The 18,496-nt window shown below is 67.8% G+C and carries 18 protein-coding genes; 14 read left to right on the top strand and 4 right to left on the bottom strand.

What is annotated here, in order from left to right; genetic code table 11:
* Nucleotides 1-11 precede the first annotated feature (11 nt).
* The gene (gene nudC / locus ACTS11_RS16495) at nucleotides 12-1,016 is read left to right on the top strand and encodes an NAD(+) diphosphatase (protein WP_442641392.1); all 1,005 of its coding nucleotides are present in this window, start codon (nucleotides 12-14) and stop codon (nucleotides 1,014-1,016) included.
* A gap of 18 nt (nucleotides 1,017-1,034) precedes the next feature.
* Nucleotides 1,035-1,511 carry a hypothetical protein gene (locus ACTS11_RS16490; protein ID WP_442641389.1) on the top strand — a complete coding sequence of 159 codons (477 nt, stop codon included), beginning with the start codon at nucleotides 1,035-1,037 and terminating at the stop codon, nucleotides 1,509-1,511.
* Here ACTS11_RS16490 and ACTS11_RS16485 read toward each other — a convergent pair.
* A complete protein-coding gene (locus ACTS11_RS16485; RefSeq protein ID WP_442641388.1) occupies nucleotides 1,508-2,461 on the bottom strand; it encodes a DMT family transporter in 954 nt (317 codons plus the stop codon). The two genes, ACTS11_RS16490 and ACTS11_RS16485, sit on opposite strands and share 4 nt — an antisense overlap.
* A gap of 10 nt (nucleotides 2,462-2,471) precedes the next feature.
* Nucleotides 2,472-3,302, bottom strand: a complete 831-nt coding sequence (locus tag ACTS11_RS16480; RefSeq protein ID WP_442641387.1) for a prephenate dehydratase — start codon at nucleotides 3,300-3,302, stop codon at nucleotides 2,472-2,474.
* A 109-nt stretch (nucleotides 3,303-3,411) separates the two neighbouring features.
* Between ACTS11_RS16480 and ACTS11_RS16475 the strand changes: the two genes are divergently transcribed.
* From ACTS11_RS16475 to ACTS11_RS16455, 5 genes are all read left to right on the top strand, one after another.
* Nucleotides 3,412-3,930: a c-type cytochrome gene (locus ACTS11_RS16475; protein WP_442641386.1), complete on the top strand. Its 519-nt coding sequence runs from the start codon at nucleotides 3,412-3,414 to the stop codon at nucleotides 3,928-3,930.
* Nucleotides 3,931-4,110: 180 nt separating this feature from the next.
* Entirely contained in the window at nucleotides 4,111-6,039 is a 1,929-nt protein-coding gene (locus tag ACTS11_RS16470) for an extracellular solute-binding protein (RefSeq protein WP_442641385.1), read from the top strand.
* A 6-nt stretch (nucleotides 6,040-6,045) separates the two neighbouring features.
* Entirely contained in the window at nucleotides 6,046-7,197 is a 1,152-nt protein-coding gene (locus ACTS11_RS16465; RefSeq protein WP_442641384.1) for a microcin C ABC transporter permease YejB, read from the top strand.
* Nucleotides 7,198-7,296: 99 nt separating this feature from the next.
* Nucleotides 7,297-8,493 carry an ABC transporter permease gene (locus ACTS11_RS16460; RefSeq protein ID WP_442641391.1) on the top strand — a complete coding sequence of 399 codons (1,197 nt, stop codon included), beginning with the start codon at nucleotides 7,297-7,299 and terminating at the stop codon, nucleotides 8,491-8,493.
* A complete protein-coding gene (locus tag ACTS11_RS16455) occupies nucleotides 8,490-10,094 on the top strand; it encodes an ABC transporter ATP-binding protein (protein WP_442641383.1) in 1,605 nt (534 codons plus the stop codon). The genes ACTS11_RS16460 and ACTS11_RS16455 overlap by 4 nt, the downstream gene beginning before the upstream one ends.
* 18 nt (nucleotides 10,095-10,112) lie before the next feature.
* Here ACTS11_RS16455 and hemN read toward each other — a convergent pair whose 3' ends face one another.
* Nucleotides 10,113-11,468, bottom strand: a complete 1,356-nt coding sequence (gene hemN / locus ACTS11_RS16450; RefSeq protein WP_442641390.1) for an oxygen-independent coproporphyrinogen III oxidase — start codon at nucleotides 11,466-11,468, stop codon at nucleotides 10,113-10,115.
* 79 nt (nucleotides 11,469-11,547) lie between these two features.
* On the opposite strand from hemN, the gene fnrL reads away from it, so the two are divergent.
* Nucleotides 11,548-12,297, top strand: coding sequence for a transcriptional regulator FnrL (fnrL, locus tag ACTS11_RS16445; protein WP_442641382.1), 750 nt, complete (start codon nucleotides 11,548-11,550; stop codon nucleotides 12,295-12,297).
* A 63-nt stretch (nucleotides 12,298-12,360) separates the two neighbouring features.
* On the opposite strand, the gene ACTS11_RS16440 is transcribed toward fnrL, so the two are convergent.
* The gene (locus ACTS11_RS16440) at nucleotides 12,361-13,200 is read right to left on the bottom strand and encodes a universal stress protein (protein WP_442641381.1); all 840 of its coding nucleotides are present in this window, start codon (nucleotides 13,198-13,200) and stop codon (nucleotides 12,361-12,363) included.
* A 213-nt stretch (nucleotides 13,201-13,413) separates the two neighbouring features.
* Here ACTS11_RS16440 and ccoN point away from each other — a divergent pair, with 213 nt between their 5' ends.
* From ccoN to ACTS11_RS16410, 6 genes are all read left to right on the top strand, one after another.
* Nucleotides 13,414-15,015: a cytochrome-c oxidase, cbb3-type subunit I gene (gene ccoN, locus ACTS11_RS16435; protein ID WP_442641380.1), complete on the top strand. Its 1,602-nt coding sequence runs from the start codon at nucleotides 13,414-13,416 to the stop codon at nucleotides 15,013-15,015.
* A 14-nt stretch (nucleotides 15,016-15,029) separates the two neighbouring features.
* Entirely contained in the window at nucleotides 15,030-15,758 is a 729-nt protein-coding gene (ccoO, locus tag ACTS11_RS16430) for a cytochrome-c oxidase, cbb3-type subunit II (protein WP_442641379.1), read from the top strand.
* A gap of 15 nt (nucleotides 15,759-15,773) precedes the next feature.
* A complete protein-coding gene (locus ACTS11_RS16425; RefSeq protein WP_442641378.1) occupies nucleotides 15,774-15,995 on the top strand; it encodes a cbb3-type cytochrome c oxidase subunit 3 in 222 nt (73 codons plus the stop codon).
* Nucleotides 15,992-16,906, top strand: coding sequence for a cytochrome-c oxidase, cbb3-type subunit III (gene ccoP, locus ACTS11_RS16420; RefSeq protein WP_442641377.1), 915 nt, complete (start codon nucleotides 15,992-15,994; stop codon nucleotides 16,904-16,906). The genes ACTS11_RS16425 and ccoP overlap by 4 nt, the downstream gene beginning before the upstream one ends.
* Before the next feature lie 303 nt (nucleotides 16,907-17,209).
* Nucleotides 17,210-17,635 carry a hypothetical protein gene (locus ACTS11_RS16415; protein WP_442641376.1) on the top strand — a complete coding sequence of 142 codons (426 nt, stop codon included), beginning with the start codon at nucleotides 17,210-17,212 and terminating at the stop codon, nucleotides 17,633-17,635.
* Nucleotides 17,636-17,847: 212 nt separating this feature from the next.
* Nucleotides 17,848-18,496 (top strand): 4Fe-4S binding protein (locus tag ACTS11_RS16410; protein WP_442641375.1); only part of this gene is annotated, 649 nt, incomplete at its 3' end.

The following is an 18,496-nucleotide window of genomic DNA, read 5'->3' as shown; positions in this document are numbered from 1 at the left end:
GGGGCATCGGAATGCGCGACGCGAGCACGGTCGTCTTCGGGGGGTCGGCCCTCGACAGGGCGGCACACCTGCGGTCCGACGCGGACGCGCTCGAGGCGGCGCTCGGCCGGGGGGCCGGAATCCTCCCGGTCTGGCGCGGCAAGCCGCTGGTGACGCAGGAGGGCGACGGGCCGGTGCGTCTCGCCTTCCGGCCGCGCGCGCACCCGATCCTCGCGGAGGCGGACGAGGCGCCGATCTTCCTCGGGCTCGGGGGGGAGGGCGCGCCGCTCTTCGCGGTCGATGTCTCGGGTTGGGTGCCCGACGACGTGGACGAGGCGCAGGTCGGCGCCTTCATCGACCGCAGCGTCCAGCGTCATCCCTCGGAGCCGCAGGCCGGATTCGCCGAGCTGCGCGGCATCATGGCCGCGCTCTCGCCCCGCGATGCGGAACTGGCCGCGACCGCCCGCGGCCTACTCCAGTGGCACGCGACGCACGGGTTCTGCGCCCGCTGCGGTGCGCGCAGCGACCCCGCCGAGGCGGGCTGGCAGCGCCGCTGCCCCGCCTGCGGGGCCGGCCATTTCCCGCGTACCGACCCCGTCGTGATCATGCTCGTGACCCATGGCGACAGCGTGCTGGTCGGGCGCTCGCCGGGCTGGCCCGAGCGGATGTATTCGCTGCTCGCCGGCTTCGTCGAGCCGGGCGAGACCGTGGAGGCCGCCGTGCGCCGCGAGGTGCTGGAGGAGGCGGGCGTCGTCGTGGGCGAAGTCCGCTACCTCGCCAGCCAGCCCTGGCCTTTTCCCGCCTCGCTGATGCTCGGCTGCCACGGCATCGCCGCGACGACGCGCATCGAGATCGACCCGAAGGAGTTGGAGGACGCGCGCTGGGTGACGCGCTCCGAGATGCTGGAGGTCTTCATGGGCCGCCATCCCGACATCGCCGGGGCGCGGAAGGGGGCCATCGCGCACTTCCTCATGCAGGCCTGGCTGTCCGACAGGCTTGACCACCTGGGCGCTTTGCCGCCACGACAGGACGGGTAGGTTCGCGGGGAGGCCAGGGTGAAGCTCAGGGTTTCGGACGACATCGAGGCGCCGGCCGACCGCGTCTGGGCAGGGTTCACCGACTTCTCCGCCGTCGAGGCCGAGGCGCGGGGCCGCGGCGCCGACCTCGTGCGCGTCGGCGACTGGCGGAGCCCGCAGCTCGGCGCGGCGTGGCGCGGATCGGTCGCGGTCCGCGGCAAGACCCGGCCGATCGAGGCGCGGATCGCCACCTTCGTTCCCGGAGAGACCTGCATCGTCGAATGCCGCGTGGGCGGCATGGCGAGCACCTACGAGACCACGCTGATCCCCCTGTCGCCCTCGCTCACGCGCGTCTCGGTGATGCTGGAGCTGCGGGCCTCGACCCTTTCCGCCCGTCTGCTCCTCCAGACGCTGAAGGTCGCGCGCCGCCGTGTGATGCAGCGCCTCGAGGGCGCCGTCGTGCGGCAGGGACAGGCGGTTGAGCGGGACTGGCAGGCCCGGAATCCGGCGCGCTAGGGCTGTGTCGGCCCCGCCTTGCGCTGGCGCGCGCGTTCGATGCCGAGCTGGCGCTCGCGCCAGATGATGAGGACGCCCGCCGTCACGATCATGCCCGCCCCGATCAGCATCGTGCCGCTCGGCACCTCGGAGAACACGGTGTAGCCCACGACGATGGCGAGCAGCATCGAGGTGTATTCGAAGGGCGCGATGAGCGAGGCATCGGCGTGGCGGTAGGACGAGGTCAGCAGGATCTGACCCACGCCGCCCATCAGCCCCGCGAGGATCAGGAGGCCGAGCGCCCAGAGCGGCGGCAGCGTCCAGCCCCAGGGTATCGTCAGAAGCGACAGCGCCGTCGCCGTCAAAGAGAAGTAGAAGACGATGGCGGAGGTGCTCTCTGTCTGCACCATCTTGCGCACGAAGACCTGCGCGAGCGCCGCGCAGATCGCGGCGAGAAGGACCACGACCGCGCCCAGCGTCTCGCCCGTGCCCGCGGTCGCGGGATCGACGCCGAGGCGCGGTGACAGCACGACGAGAACGCCCACGAGGCCGAGGGCCACCATGCTGAGGCGGAAGGCGCGAACCTGCTCGCCGAGAAACATGGCCGCGAAGATCACGACGAGGATCGGCGCGGCGTAGCCGATCGCCGTCACTTCCGGCAGCGGCAGGAGGCCGAGACCCGCAAAGCTGAGGCCCATTGCCGAAGCCCCCACGAGGCCGCGCCAGACATGCGCCATCGGGTCCTTCGTCCGCAGACCCGTGTGCAGTTCGTGCCGCATCGCCAGCCAGACCAGGATCACCGGTACCGCGAAGAGCGAGCGGAAGAACACGGCCTGTCCCGGCGGCACCTCGTCCGAGGTCGCCTTGATGATCGCCGACATCGCGACGAAGACGCAGACCGAGGCGACCTTGAGCGCGATGCCGCGCAGCGGGTTGATCTGGGGCAGGGGCGGCGGCGCTCGGTCGGTCATCTCTCGGGGCTCAGTCCCGCAGGTGATCGGCGGGGTAGGTGCCCAGAACCTTCAGGTAACTCGTGAAATAGTCCAGCTCCTCCAGCGCGCGCTGCACCGCCGGGTCGTCGGGATGCCCCTCGATATCGGCGTAGAACTGCGTCGCGGTGAAGGAGCCGTCGACCATGTAGCTCTCGAGCTTGGTCATGTTCACGCCGTTCGTGGCGAAGCCGCCCATCGCCTTGTAGAGCGCGGCGGGGATGTTGCGGACGCGGAAGACGAATGTCGTCATCATGTGGTCGGCGCGCCGCGTCATGTCGGGCTCGCGCGCCATGATGAGGAACCGCGTCGTGTTGGTGTCGTGGTCCTCGATGTGACGGGCGAGGATGTCGAGCCCGTAGATCTCGGCGGCGAGTTCGGATGCCAGCGCGGCCTTCGACCGGTCGCCCCATTCCGCCACGTCGCGGGCGGCGCGGGCGTTGTCGGTGCTGACGCGGCCCTGGATCCCGTGCTCGCGCAGGAAACGCGCGCATTGCGGCAGGAGGACGAGGAGCGACCATGCCTCCCGCACATCCGCGAGCGTCGATCCCGCCACGCCGAGCAGGTTGATGTGCACGCGCACGAAGGCCTCGTCGACGATGTGCAGCCCGGACTGCGGCAGCAGGCGGTGGATGTCCGCGACGCGCCCGTAGGTCGTGTTCTCGACAGGCAGCATGGCCTGGTCCGCGCGGCCCTCGCGCACGGCGTCGATCACCGCCTCGAAGGTCGGACAGGGCAGCGCCTCCAGTCCCGGACGTGCGGCGTGGCAGGCCTGGTGCGAGTAGGCGCCGGGCTCTCCCTGGAAGGCGATGCGGTTCGTCATGGCGGAACCATCCCTTGCGGTTGGGCGTTTCGTCGCGCTCCCTACACCTTGCCTCTCCCGGAAGAAACACCATACATACCCGCGAAATCGCGACACGAGTGGGTAAGCCATGCTTGATACGATGACCGTGACCAAGGCCTTCGGCGCGCTGTGCGGGGCCCTCCTGATCTTCCTGCTCGGGAACTGGTTCGCAGACAGCCTCTATTCCGTGGGCGGCCATGGCGAGGACCATGCGCGCGGCTACGTCATCATCCAGGACGACGAAGGCGGCGACGAAGCCGCCGAAGAGGTCGTCGAGGTCGCCTTCGCGGACGTCTACGCCGCCGCCGATGCGGCCGCGGGCGAGCGCCTTTGGCGCCAGTGCCAGGCCTGCCACGCGCTCGAGGCCGGGCAGAACGGCGTCGGCCCCTACCTCCACGGCGTCGTGAACCGCGCGAAGGCAGCGGCTCAGGGCTTCAACTATTCGGACGCGCTGGCCTCCATGGGCGGCGAGTGGACGCCCGAGAACCTCTCGGCCTTCATCGAGAATCCCCGCGGCTACGCACCCGGCACGGCGATGGCCTACTCGGGCATGCGCGATGTCGAGGACCGCGCGAACCTGATCGCCTATCTCGACACGTTTCACTGACCCGCTCCACCGGTCGCGGCAGGAGCACGGGGCCGCCCGTCGAGGCGGCCCTTTCCGTTCATGTGGAATGTCGCTCGCGGCCGATCACGCAATCTCAACTTGAACGGCGTGGGGGCTGGTCTCTAACGTGATCCGGCCCACATGTGTGGGTGTCGCAACGGACGAGCCCTGGAGACCCCGATGCCCCATCGCCGCCCCGCCACCGCTGCCGTCGCCGTTTCGGACGGCACGCGCCTCGCCCGCCTCGCCGCGCTGCCGCTTCTCGGCGCTGCGCTCGTCTGGGCGGTGAGCGTCCTTCCCGCCGCCGCGCAGGACGAGAACCTGATCGTGACCCACGGCGTCGCGACCTTCGGGCAGGCGGACCTGACCTATCCCGCGGATTTCGAGCATCTCGCCTACGTCAATCCCGATGCGCCCCAGGGCGGCGAGATGTCGATGAGCTGGTCGAGCGCGGGTGGATCGTTCGATTCGATGCATCCCTACACCAACCAGGGCAACGCGGCGGTCCTGTCCTCGATCTTCTTCGAGTCGATGCTCGAGGGCACGCTCGACACGATCGGGCAGTCCTACTGCCTGCTCTGCGAGAGCATGGCCTTCCCCGAGGACAAGTCCTACGTGATCTTCACGATCCACCCGGAGGCGCGGTTCTCGGACGGAACGCCGGTCACGGCGGACGATGTCCTCTTTTCCTACGAGATCCTGCGCGACGAGGGCCTGCCCTCGTTCCGCGCCAACATCCCGCTGACCATCGCGGGGGCCGAGGTGCTGGACGAGCGGCGCATCCGCTTCAACTTCAACCCCGAGAGCCAGGTGCGCGGGCGGATCGAGGCGGCGGGCGGCCTGCCGGTCTTCAGCCGCGCGAGCCACGAGGCGAGCGGGCTCGAGTTCTCCGAAAGCCGGCTCGAGCCTCTGGTCGGCTCGGCGCCCTACGTGCTCGGCAGCGTCGATCCCGGCCGGTCCACCGTGTTCGTCCGCAACCGCGACTACTGGGGCAACGACCTGCCGATCAACCGCGGCCGGCACAACTTCGACTCGATCCGCGTCGAATACTACGCCGACGCGATCGCGGCCTTCGAGGGCTTCACCGCCGGCAACTACCTGTTCCGGCAGGAGAACTCGTCGCAGAACTGGGCCAACAGCTACGATTTCCCGCGCCTCCAGCAGGGCATCGTCGTGCGCGAGACGATCCCGCAGGGCCTGATCGCGAGCGGGCAGAGCTTCGTCTTCAACCTCCGCCGCGAGAAGTTCCAGGACCCCCGCGTGCGCGAGGCCATCGCGCTGATGTTCAACTTCGAATGGACCAACCAGACGCTGTTCTACGGGCTCTATTCGCCGATCGACAGCTTCTGGGAGAACACGCATCTCGAGGCCGAGGGGCTGCCGCCGCCGGAGGAGCTGGCCGTGCTCGAGCCGCTGCGCGGCGAGATCCCCGAGGAGGTCTTCACCGAGGAGCCCTTCGCGACGCCGCCCTCCGACCCCGACCGCGCCTTCGATCGCGGCCAGGCGCGCCGTGCCACGCGTCTCCTCGAGGAGGCGGGCTGGACGCCGGGGGCGGACGGAATGCTCCGCAACGAGGCGGGACAGACGCTCGAGGTCGAGTTCCTGAACGCCGGTCCCCTCTTCGACCGGATCATCAACCCCTACGTCGAGAACCTGCGCGCCATCGGCATCGACGCGCGGATGAGCCGTGTGGACGGCGCCCAGATGAGCCAGCGGCAGCGCGACGCCGACTTCGACATCCTGACCGACCACTTCCCGATGAGCTACGAGCCGGGCTCGAGCCTGCGCCAGTACTTCGGCACGCTCGGTGCGGACGAGTCGCTGTTCAACGTGGCGGGCCTTGCCGATCCGGGCATCGACCGCCTGCTGGAGACAGTGATCCGCGCCGAGACGCGCGAGGAGATGGAGGTCGCCACCCGCGCGCTCGACCGCGTGCTGCGCGCCCAGCGTATCCGCGTGCCCCAGTGGTTCAACGACAGTGCCTGGGTCGCCTACTACACCCACTACGAGCACCCCGAGCCGCTGCCGCCCTACGGCATCGGTTTCCTCGACATCTGGTGGGTCGATCCCGAGGCCGAGGCGGAACTCCGCGAGCAGGGCGTGCTTTAACCCGGTATGGGCGCCTATATCCTCAGACGCCTCGCGCTCATGATCCCGACGCTGCTCGGGATCATGGTGATCAACTTCGCGCTGACCCAGTTCGTGCCGGGCGGCCCGATCGAGCAGGTGCTCGCCCAGCTCGAGGGCGAGGGCGACGCCTTCGCCGGGATTTCGGGCGGCGGCAACGAGGCCGGCGGCGCGGCGGAGATCGACGACAGCTATCAGGGCGCGCGGGGCCTGCCGCCGCAGTTCCTCGACGAGCTGCGCGTGCAGTTCAACTTCGCCCGCATTGTCTGCGAGGAAGGGTTCACCGGGCGCCCGTCGCTCCGCGCCGAGGAATGCGTGGCCGAGGACATCCCCGCGCTCGAGCGCTTCGGCCTGATGATGTGGGACTACATGCGCTTCGACTTCGGGGAGAGCTACTTCCGCTCCATCTCGGTCATCGACCTGGTGATCGAGAAGCTGCCGGTCTCGATCACCCTGGGCCTGTGGTCGACGGTCATCGCCTACCTCGTCTCGATCCCGCTCGGCATCCGCAAGGCGGTGCGGGACGGAACGCGCTTCGACACCGTCACCTCCGGCGTCATCATCGTCGCCTACGCGATCCCGGGCTTTCTCTTCGCGATCCTGCTCCTCGTGCTCTTCGCGGGCGGATCGTATTTCCAGATCTTCCCGCTCCGGGGCCTCACCTCCGACAACTGGGAGGACCTGAGCCTTCTCGGCAAGATCGGCGACTACTTCTGGCACATCACGCTGCCGGTGCTGGCCTCGACCATCTCGGCCTTCGCGACGCTGACGCTGCTGACGAAGAACAGCTTCCTCGACGAGATCAAGAAGCAGTACGTCATGACCGCCAAGGCCAAGGGCCTGAAGGAGAGCCGGGTCCTTTACGGCCACGTCTTCCGCAACGCCATGCTGATCGTGATCGCGGGGTTCCCGGCGGTTTTCGTCGGCGTCTTCTTCGGCGGCTCGCTCATCATCGAGACGATCTTCTCGCTCGACGGCTTGGGGCGGCTGGCGTTCGAGGCGGCGGTGACGCGCGACTACCCGGTGATCTTCGGCACGCTCTTCGTCTTCGGCCTGATCGGGCTTCTGGTGAACATCATCTCGGACCTGATGTATGTCTGGATCGATCCCCGCATCGACTTCGAGACGCGGGAGACCTGAGCGATGGCCTGGCGCGATCCCCGACCCGAGGACGAGGCGCATCCCGCCCGCCCCCGCATCGACCCCGAGCCGGGCCTGCGGCCGACGCCGCCCATCGTCATGCCGCCGCCGCGCAAGGGCTGGCTCAGCCCGCTCAACCGGCGGCGCTGGCAGAACTTCAAGGCGAACCGCCGCGCCTACTGGTCGCTCTGGATCTTCGCGGTGCTCTACGGCCTCAGCCTCTTCGCCGAGGTCATCGCCAACGACCGTCCGCTCCTCGTGCAGTACGAGGGCGGCTACTACACGCCGATCTGGAACTTCTATCCCGAGACCGCGTTCGGCGGCGACTTCCGGACGGAAGCCGTCTACCGCGACATCGAGGTGCAGTGCCTCATCATCTCGGGCGGCCTCGAGGACTGCTGGGACGAGCCCGAGGCGGTGATCTCCGAGGTCGAGGAGACCGGCGCCTACGCGGGCGAGGAGGTGGCGCAGGGCTGGCTGATCTGGCCGCTCATTCCCTACAGCTACAACACGGTGAACGACCTCGGCCGCGCGGCGCCCTCGCCCCCCGACGCGAACCACTGGCTCGGCACCGACGACACGGCGCGCGACGTGCTGGCGCGGGTGATCTACGGCTTCCGCCTCTCGGTCAGCTTCGCGCTGATCGTGACCTTCCTCACCTCGGTCATCGGCATCGCGGCGGGTGCGGCGCAGGGCTATTACGGCGGCGTGCTCGACCTCGTGTTCCAGCGGATCATCGAGATCTGGAACTCGACCCCCAGCCTCTACATCATCATCATCATCTCCGCGATCTTCGTGATGGACTTCTGGCTCCTCGTGTTCCTGATGGTCCTCTTCGGGTGGACGGGCCTCGTCGGCGTGGTGCGGGCCGAGTTCCTGCGGGCGCGGAATTACGAATACGTCCGCGCGGCCCGCGCGCTGGGCGTGTCGAACGGCGTGATCATGTATCGCCACGTCCTGCCGAACGCGATGGTCGCGACGCTGACCTTCCTGCCCTTCATCGTCACCGGCACGATCGGGGCGCTCGCCTCGCTAGACTTCCTCGGCTTCGGCCTGCCCTCGGCGGCGCCGTCGCTGGGCGAGATGACGCTCCAGGCGAAGAACAACCTCCAGGCGCCCTGGCTCGCCTTCACCGCCTTCTTCACCTTCGCGATCATGCTCTCGCTTCTCGTCTTCGTCTTCGAGGGCGTCCGTGACGCCTTCGACCCGCGCAAGACCTTCTCGGGTGCGGGCGAGGGCGGCGAACCGGAGGGCGAGGAGGCCGGCGCCATGCTTGCCGAGGAGCGCAAGACATGAGCGCGCCCATGCTCGATGTCCGCGACCTCACGGTGTCCTTCCGGCAGGGCAACCGCCTCGTGCGGGCCGTGCGCGGCGTGACCTTCCACGTCGACCGGGGCGAGACGGTCGCGCTGGTGGGCGAAAGCGGCTCGGGCAAGTCGGTCACGGCGCTGTCCACCGTGTCGCTCCTCGCGGATTCCGCCGAGGTCGGCGGATCGGTCGAATACAACGGACAGGAGATGGTCGACGCCTCCGAGGCGGATCTGCGCGCCATCCGGGGCAACGACATCAGCTTCATCTTCCAGGAGCCGATGACCTCGCTCAACCCGCTCCACACGCTGGAGAAGCAGATCGCCGAGAGCCTCGCGCTCCACCAGGGGATCGTGGGGCAGGCCGCGCGGGCGCGGATCGTCGAGCTGCTCGAGCGCGTCGGCATCCGCGAGGCGGAGAGCCGCCTCGGCGCCTATCCCCACCAGCTTTCGGGCGGGCAGCGGCAGCGCGTGATGATCGCCATGGCGCTCGCCAACGACCCCAAGCTCCTGATCGCGGACGAGCCGACGACCGCGCTCGACGTGACGATCCAGGCGCAGATCCTCGAGCTTCTGGCAGAGCTGAAGCGCGACATGGGCATGAGCCTCCTGTTCATCACCCACGACCTCGCCATCGTGCGCCGCATCGCGGATCGGGTCTGCGTCATGAAGGACGGCCTGATCGTCGAGCAGGGGCGGACCGCCGACATCTTCCGCGACCCGCGCCATCCCTACACGCAGAAGCTCTTGGCCGCCGAACCCAGGGGCGCGCCGCATCCCGTTCCCGCGCAGGCGCAGGAGATCGTCACGACCGACGGGCTGCGGGTCTGGTTCCCGATCCAGCGCGGGCTCCTCCGCCGGACCGTGGGCCACGTCAAGGCCGTGAACGCGGCGAGCGTGCATGTCCGCTCGGGCGAGACGCTCGGCATCGTGGGCGAGAGCGGCTCGGGCAAGACGACGCTCGCGCTCGCCGTGCTGCGCCTCATCTCCTCGGACGGGCCGGTGGTGTTCATGGGGCGGAACATCCAGGGGCTGAAGTCGCGCGACCTGCGCTCGATCCGGCGCGAGATGCAGGTCGTGTTCCAGGATCCCTACGGCAGCCTCAGCCCCCGCATGACCGTGGAGCAGATCGTCTCGGAGGGTCTCGCCGTCCACGGCGTCGCCAAGGGCGAGCGGCGCGAGCGCGTGGCCGAGATCCTGAGCGAGGTGGGCCTCGATCCGCGCATGATGGACCGTTATCCGCACGAGTTCTCGGGCGGGCAGCGCCAGCGCATCGCCATCGCGCGGGCGATGATCCTGCGCCCCAAGCTCGTCGTGCTGGACGAGCCGACGAGCGCGCTCGACATGACGGTGCAGGTGCAGATCGTGGAGCTGCTGCGCCGGCTCCAGGCCGATCACGGGCTCGCCTACCTCTTCATCAGCCACGACCTGAAGGTCGTGCGCGCGCTCAGCCACAAGGTGATCGTGATGAAGCAGGGCGACGTGGTGGAGAGCGGCGACACCGACGCGCTATTCGACAACCCGCGTCACGAATACACGCGGGAGTTGATGAGGGCCGCCTTCGGGAGCGTGCCGGGAACCGCCGCCTGAGGCGGCGATTCCAGGTCTTCAGAACGCGGCCGAGTGCCCCTCGGCCCGCATCTCGTAGCCGTCGAAGGCGCGTGCGATCATCCGGGCGAGGGGGCGACCCTCCTCGGTGATCTCGAAGCCCTCGGAGGTGATCGCGACCATGCCCGGGAAGGCGCGTTCCGCCTCGCGGTACATCTCCAGGAGCCGCGCGCGCGTGACGCCGAACTCGTCCACCAAGGGCGCCGTCTCGATCGCGAAGGTGCAGAGCAGCATCTCGATCATCCGCCCGCGCCAGGTGTCCTCGCCCTTGAAGACGTGGCCGCGCCCGGTCGCCATCTCGCCCTCGCGGACGGAGGCCTGGTACTGCGCGGTGCCCGAGGCGTTCTGCGCGTAGCCTTGCGGGAAGCGCGAGATTGCCGAGGCGCCGAGACCGATCAGGACGTCGCAGGTGTCGTCCGTGTAGCCCTGGAAGTTCCGGCGCAGGTGCCCAGTGCGCGCGGCGACGGCCATGGAGTCCGTCGGCCGGGCGAAGTGGTCGATGCCGATCTCCTCGTAGCCGTCCCACAGGAACAGCCGCCGCGCCGTGTGGAAGAGGTGCAGCCGCTCCTCCGGGCTCGGCAGCGCTTCGGTCGGGATCATCGACTGGCGCTTGGCCATCCACGGCACGTGCGCATAGCCGTAAAGTGCCACCCTGTCAGGAGAAAGCGAGAGCAGCATCTGAACGCTCTCGGCGATCCGCGACTGGTTCTGGTGCGGCAGGCCGTAGAGGATGTCGGCGTTGAGCGAGCGGATTCCGTGCGCGCGCAGCGCCTCGACGGTGTCGCGCGTGACCTCGTAGCCCTGGATCCGGCCGATGGTCTTCTGGATGTCCTCGTCGAAGTCCTGGACGCCGATCGACGCGCGGTTCATGCCCGCGGCGGCGAGGGCGTCGAGGCGCGGCTCGTCGATCTCGTTGGGGTCGATCTCGACCGAGAACTCGGCCCCTTCGGCCAGCGGCATCGCGTCGACGAGCGCGGCGGAGAGCGCGCGCATCTGCGCGGGCTGCATGAGCGTCGGCGTGCCGCCGCCCCAGTGCAGCCGGGCGATCCTGACGCCCGCGGGCAGGATCGCCTTCAGGTTGGCGACCTCCTGCTTCAGGGTTTCGACATAGGCCCTCACCGGCTCGTCCGAGCGGGTTCCCTGCGTGCGGCACGCGCAGAACCAGCAGAGGCGGCGGCAGAAGGGCACGTGGACGTAGACCGAGATGGACGACCCCTCGGGGATCGTCTCCACCCACTCCCGGAATACGGCGCCCGTGACGTCGTTCGAGAACTTGGTTGCCGGCGGATAACTCGTGTACCGCGGCACCTTAGCGTCGAAAAGACCCAGGCGGCGAAGTTGCGTGATGTGCTCCATTATACTACTACTACAGGTAGAACGCGCGCTCACTTTGATTTGGATCAAAGTGAGGTTAACGAGCCGGGAGGAGCACGACATGCCGAACAAGCAGCAGCTGGCGTTCCCGCAGGCCGAGTGCGCGGACTGTCCGATCCGGCACCGTGCGGTCTGCGCCCGGTGCGAAACCGATGAACTCGAAAAACTTGAGTCTATCAAATATTACAGGAATTACGATGCCGGGCAGACGATCGTCTGGTCCGGCGACAAGATGGATTTCGTGGCCTCGGTCGTCTACGGCGTCGCCTCGCTGACCCAGACGATGGAGGACGGGCGGCGGCAGATGGTGGGCCTTCTCCTGCCCTCCGACTTCCTGGGACGGCCGAATCGCGAATCGGTCGCCTACGACGTGACCGCGACGACGGACCTTCAACTCTGTTGCTTCCGCCGGGTTCCCTTCCTCGACCTGATGGACCAAACGCCGCACATCGCGCAGCGTCTCCTCGAGATGACGCTCGACGAACTGGACGCGGCGCGGGAGTGGATGCTGCTTCTCGGCCGCAAGACCGCGCGCGAGAAGATCGCGAGCTTCCTGTCGATCATCGCGCGGCGCGACGCGACCTTCAACAACACCGGCGGGCATGGCGAGGTGGCCTTCGACCTGCCGCTGACGCGCGAGGCGATGGCGGATTACCTCGGTCTCACGCTCGAGACCGTCAGCCGCCAGATGTCGGGCCTGAAGCGCGACGGCGTGATCCGTCTTGAAGGCAAGCGCCACGTCGTGATCCCGGACTTCGACCTCCTGATGGACGAGACCGGCGACGACGCGGATGGCGGCATCCTGAGCTGACTCGAAAGCCCCCGAAACGGAAAACGCCCCGGAGCGGCTCCGGGGCGTCTCCATGACCGGGCCTCAGTGCGCCATGAAGACCGGTACCTTGGCGTGTTCCAGCATGTTGCGCGTCGCGCCGCCGAGGATCGCCTCGCGGAAGCGGGAGTGCCCGTAAGCGCCCATCACCAGGAGGTCGGCGTCGATGTCCTCGACGTGGCGGGCGATGACCTCGCTTACGCGGGGCAGCGTCTGCGGCAGCAGCGTCACCTCCACCTCGGCGCCATGCCGGGTCAGCATCCGGCAGAGCTCGGCGCCGGGGTCCGCGGCCTCCGCCGAATGACGCTCGGGCGCGACCATGCAGACCGAGACGAGGTCGGCGGACACGAGGATCGGCAGCGCGCGGCGCACGGCCTCCATCGCCTCGACGGACTCGTTCCAGGCCACGACCACCTTCTTCGGCTTGATGACCGGAGGCGTGTCGCCCGCGAGGACCACGACAGGGGCGTGGCCCTGGAACATCGCGGCCTCGACGACGACGGGCGCGTCCGCGGGCAGCCCTTCGCCATAGGGTTTGGGCAGGATCACGAGATCGGCGTAGCGCGCGCGGCGCGCCACGATCGTCGTGACCGAGGCCGATTGCGCCACCAGCGCCTCGACCCCCCAGCTCAGATCGCTGCGCGAAAGCTGTTCGCGCGCCGCGGTCTCGATGCGCGTGGCCTCGGCCTGCGCCTGGGCCAGCGTCTCCTCGTGCATGAGCGCGGTCGCGCCGGCGAAATAATAGCCCGTCTGCGTGCGGTCGATGCCGATGCACAGGACGTCCAGATGCGCATCCGCGGCCTGCGCCACGCTGATCGCCGCCTCCACGACCGGACCGACATCGTCGGTCTCGGTGACGATCGTGAGAATGCTCTTGTAGGCCATCCAACCCTCCTCGGTGCCGTAGGCTTCCTGCTTAGGACGCACGCCTCTGCGGCACCTTGACCTGCGTCAAGCCCCCGGCCCGGGGCTTTTGACATGGATCAAGGCCCCCGTCCGCATCATCCGCGATTTGAAGGCACATGGAACAGCTCCGGCTGGCGACACCCGAATCGTGGCGGGGGCGTCTTGAACCGGGGCATGACGAAGGGACGATCAATGCTTGATTACGTGAAGCTGGCGGTCCTTGGCGTCGTCGCGGTCTGTGCCGCGATCGCCGCCAACTACGCCCGGGACGCGGCCTACCTGGTCCACGCCCTCCTCATCATGGCGTCCGCGGGCGGCCTCTTCCTCTGGACGCTCCGCCGCATGGACGAGCCGAGGGTGCCGGCCCCGGCCAACGAATACATGGACGGCCCCGTCCGGGCCGCGGCCATCGCGACAGCGGGCTGGGGGGTCGTCGGCTTCCTGGCGGGCGTCTTCATCGCCTTCCAGCTGGCCTTCCCCGTGCTCAACTTCGAATGGGCGCAGGGTTACCTGAACTTCGGCCGGCTGCGTCCGCTTCACACCTCGGCGGTGATCTTCGCCTTCGGGGGCAACGCGCTGCTGGCGGCCAGCTTCTACATCGTGCAGCGGACCTCCGCGGCGCGTCTCTGGGGCGGCAACCTCGCGTGGTTCGTGTTCTGGGGCTACCAGCTCTTCATCGTGATGGCCGCGACGGGCTACCTCCTCGGCTCGACGCAGGGCCAGGAATACGCCGAGCCCGAGTGGCTGACGGACCTCTGGCTCACGATCGTCTGGGTCGCGTTCCTCGCGCTCTACATGGGCACGCTCTTCAAGCGGAAGGAGCCCCACATCTACGTGGCGAACTGGTTCCTGCTGTCGTTCATCGTCACGGTGGCCATGCTGCACGTGGTGAACAACCTGCAGATCCCGGTCTCGATCTTCGGTTCCGCCTCGGTCACCGTGATGTCGGGCGTGCAGAACGCCATGACCCAGTGGTGGTACGGCCACAACGCCGTGGGCTTCTTCCTGACCGCGGGTTTCTTGGGGATGATGTACTACTTCATCCCGAAGCAGGCCGAGCGCCCGGTCTATTCCTACAAGCTCTCGATCATCCACTTCTGGGCGCTGATCTTCCTCTACATCTGGGCCGGTCCGCACCACCTGCACTACACCGCGCTTCCCGACTGGGCCTCGACGCTCGGCATGGTGTTCTCGGTCGTGCTGTGGATGCCCTCCTGGGGCGGCATGATCAACGGCCTCATGACCCTCTCGGGGGCCTGGGACAAGCTCCGCACCGACCCCGTGCTGCGGATGATGGTCACCTCGGTCGCCTTCTACGGCATGTCGACCTTCGAAGGCCCGATGATGTCGATCCGCGCGGTCAACTCGCTCAGCCACTACACGGACTGGACGATCGGCCACGTGCACTCGGGCGCGCTCGGCTGGAACGGCATGATCACCTTCGGGATGCTCTACTACCTGTTCCCGAAACTGTGGAACCGGCAGGCGCTCTACAGCCTCAAGGCCGTCTCCTGGCACTACTGGCTCGCGACCATCGGCATCGTCCTCTACGCCGCCTCGATGTGGGTGACGGGGATCATGGAGGGCCTGATGTGGCGTGAGGTCGATGCGCAGGGCTTCCTCGTGAACTCCTTCGCCGACACCGTGGCCGCCAAATTCCCGATGTACGTGGTCCGTGGCCTGGGCGGGGTGCTCTTCCTGACCGGTGCGCTGATCATGTGCTGGAACCTCTGGATGACCGTGAAGAAGGGCACCGTCCGCAAGGACGCCCCCTTCGCGGCACCCGCAGAATAAGGAGGGCCCGACAGATGGCACTCGAAGGTCACAAGAAGATCGAAACGAATGCGACCCTCCTCCTGACGCTCAGCTTTCTGGTCGTCACCGTGGGCGGCATCGTCGAGATCGCGCCTCTCTTCTACCTAGAGAACACGATCGAGGACGTGGACGGCATGCGCCCCTACTCGCCCCTCGAGCTCGCCGGGCGGGAGATCTACGTCCGTGAAGGCTGCTACGTCTGCCACTCGCAGATGATCCGGCCGATGCGCGACGAGGTGGAGCGTTACGGGCACTACAGCCTCGCGGCCGAAAGCCAGTACGACCACCCGTTCCAGTGGGGCTCCAAGCGGACGGGGCCCGACCTCGCCCGCGTCGGCGGCCGCTACTCGGACGAGTGGCACGTCGACCACCTGATCGACCCGCAGTCGGTCGTCCCGGAATCCGTTATGCCGGCCTATGCCTACCTCGCGGATACCGAGATCAACGGGGAATACATCGCCGACCTCATGCGGACGCACCGCATGGTGGGCGTGCCCTACACCGACGACATGATCGAGAACGCGCGGCTCGACTTCATCCAGCAGGCCACCGATTTCGGCGACGGCGGCGTGGTCGAGCGCTATCCGGGCGCGCAGCAGCGGGACTTCGACGGCAACCCGGCGGTGACGGAGATGGACGCGATGATCGCCTATCTCCAGATGCTCGGAACGCTGGTCGATTTCTCGACCTTCTCCGAAGAAGAAGCCGTGGCGAGCCGGTAAGGGAGGGCCTGACAGATGGAAGACACCTACACCATCATGCGGGTCTTCGCGGGAAGCTGGGGGATGATGTTCCTCCTCCTCTCCTTCCTCGGGGTGATCCTCTTCACGCTGCGACCCGGCAGCCGCGAGGTTCACCGCGACACCGCCAACATCCCGTTCCGCTACGACGACCGTCCGGCCGGTGACGACGAGAGCGCCCGCCAGCAGTCCCGCCAGTTCAAGGAGGCGCGGCAATGATCGAAGACCACAAGAACCACCCCGAGGAGCAGAAGCTCCTGCAGGGTGACCCCGACACGACGGGCCATTCCTGGGACGGCATCAAGGAGTTCAACAACCCGCTGCCGCGCTGGTGGCTGTGGACCTTCTACGCCACCATCATCTGGGGCGTGGGCTATACCATCGCCTATCCCGCCTGGCCGCTGATCAACGGGGCGACGCCCGGTGTGCTCGGCTTCTCGACGCGGGCGAACGTGGCCGAGGACATCGAGCGCTTCAACGACATGAACGCCGACATCCGCCAGCGGATCACCGAGGTTGAGCTCGCCGCGATCAACCCCAACGACAACCCGGATCTCTACAACTACGCGATCCAGGGCGGGGCGGCGACCTTCGCGACGTGGTGCTCGCAGTGCCATGGCTCGGGCGCGGCGGGCGTGCAGGCCTCGGGCTATCCGAACCTGCTCGACGACGACTGGCTCTGGGGCGGCACGATCGACGACATCCACGTCACGATCAGCCATGGCATCCGCAACGAGGACGACCCGATGGCCCGCTACTCGGAGATGACGGCCTTCGAGGGCATCCTCACCGACGAGGAGATCGGCGCGGTCGTGCAATACGTCCGCAACATCTCCGGCCAGGAACATGACGGCGCGCAGGTCGAACTGGGCGGGCAGGTCTTCTACGACAACTGCGCCTCCTGCCACATGGACGACGGGACCGGCGACCAGTTCCTCGGTGCGCCCAACCTGACGGACGCGATCTGGCTCTACGGCGGATCGGAGGAGGCCATCGAGGAGACCGTTCGCCACTCGCGCTTCGGCGTCATGCCGCCCTGGTCGGCCGACGCCTCCGAGGCGGGCCGTCTCGCCGAGGCGGAGGTCCGCGCGGTCTCCGTCTACGTCCACAGCCTCGGCGGCGGCCAGTAGGTCGCCCCGCCACACGCGGACGCGGCGGGGACAGGCCTGCCGTGTCCGGAGACCCGGCGGCCCCTCCCGGTCGCCGGTCCGGCACCGGTCCCGGTCCTGTTCGCGCGTTTCCTACGGGACCGGTGCCACCCTCTTCCCTCAGCGCAGGATTTCGCCGGCTCATTCGGGCCGGATCGAGGCAATCGCCGCGCGCCGGGACGGAGTTCACCCCGAAATCGCAACGCATAAGCCTGAATCGCGGCCAAATTTCTCCCGGATCGTGCTTCAGGACGGCGTGAGGGGCGCGGTCAGGAGAAAGTACCGATGAAGCGAGTTCATGTGTTCGTAACCGCCGAAGACGGCGCCGTCACCGTCGACTGGGTGATGATCTCGGCCGCCGTCGTCAGCCTCGGCCTCGCGACCACCGCCGTGGTGACGGGCGGCGTCGCCAACCTCTCGGGCGAGGTCGAGACCACGCTCGAGGATTACGAGATCAGCACCAGCTTCGCCGCCGCCGCCGCGCCCTGGCAGGCCGGCCAGTGGGAGATGAACAACCCCGGCGCCTACGAGAGCAACGTCACCTGGATGGCGGGTTTCACGGACGAGAACCTCCTCGCACACATGAACAACATGGAGCAGTATTCGGAACTGCCGCCGGGCTCCGGCCATCCCCTCGACACCTACCACGACGAATACTGGATCGCGCGCGACGAAGCGATCTCGCGCGGGCTCGTCGATCCGACCACCTGATCCGCCGTCATCGCAGATCGTCAGCGGGCGCCTTCGGTTCGGGGGCGCCTTCGCGTTTTCGGGTCATGCGCGCAAGCGCCGCATGGATTTGATTAACTTTGAAAACCATCTCGGGGGCAGGGTTGATCCACGTCAAGGAGCGTCGACCCCCGGACCCCTAGAAACGGTCCTGCGCAGAACAGTCACGATCCGATCAGAAAAGCGATTCCGCCATGAGTGCCACCGAAGAGCCGCAGAAGCTCTACGCAGCCCGTGAACCCGTGTTCCCCAAGCGGGTCTCGGGCCATTTCCGCAACCTCAAGTGGGCCATCCTGATCGTGACGCTGGGCATCTACTACGTCACCCCCTGGATCCGCTGGGATCGCGGCCCGAACCTGCCCGACCAGGCCGTGCTACTGGACCTCGCGAACCGTCGCTTCTTCTTCTTCTGGATCGAGATCTGGCCGCACGAGTTCTATTTCGTCGCGGGCCTCCTCATCATGGCGGGCCTCGGCCTCTTCCTGTTCACTTCGGCGCTGGGCCGCGTCTGGTGCGGCTATGCCTGCCCGCAGACCGTCTGGACCGATCTCTTCTTCACCGTCGAGCGCTGGATCGAGGGCGATCGCAACGCGCGCCTCAGGCTCTGGCGGTCGAACTGGGACTTCAACAAGATCCGCCTGCGGATCACGAAGTACATCGTCTGGCTTCTGATCGCGGTGGCGACGGGCGGCGCCTGGGTCTTCTACTTCGCCGACGCGCCGACGCTCTTCATGGACCTCGTGACGGGGCAGGCGGCCTTCGTGGCCTATTCCACCATCGGCATCCTGACCTTCACCACCTTCGTCTTCGGCGGCTTCATGCGCGAGCAGGTCTGCATCTACA

Source organism: Roseicyclus sp., assembly GCF_052168335.1.
In the GTDB taxonomy this organism is placed as follows: Bacteria; Pseudomonadota; Alphaproteobacteria; order Rhodobacterales; family Rhodobacteraceae; genus Roseibacterium.
The sequence above is the reverse complement of the archived record's forward strand: the minus strand, read 5'-3'. Positions and strand labels throughout refer to the sequence as shown.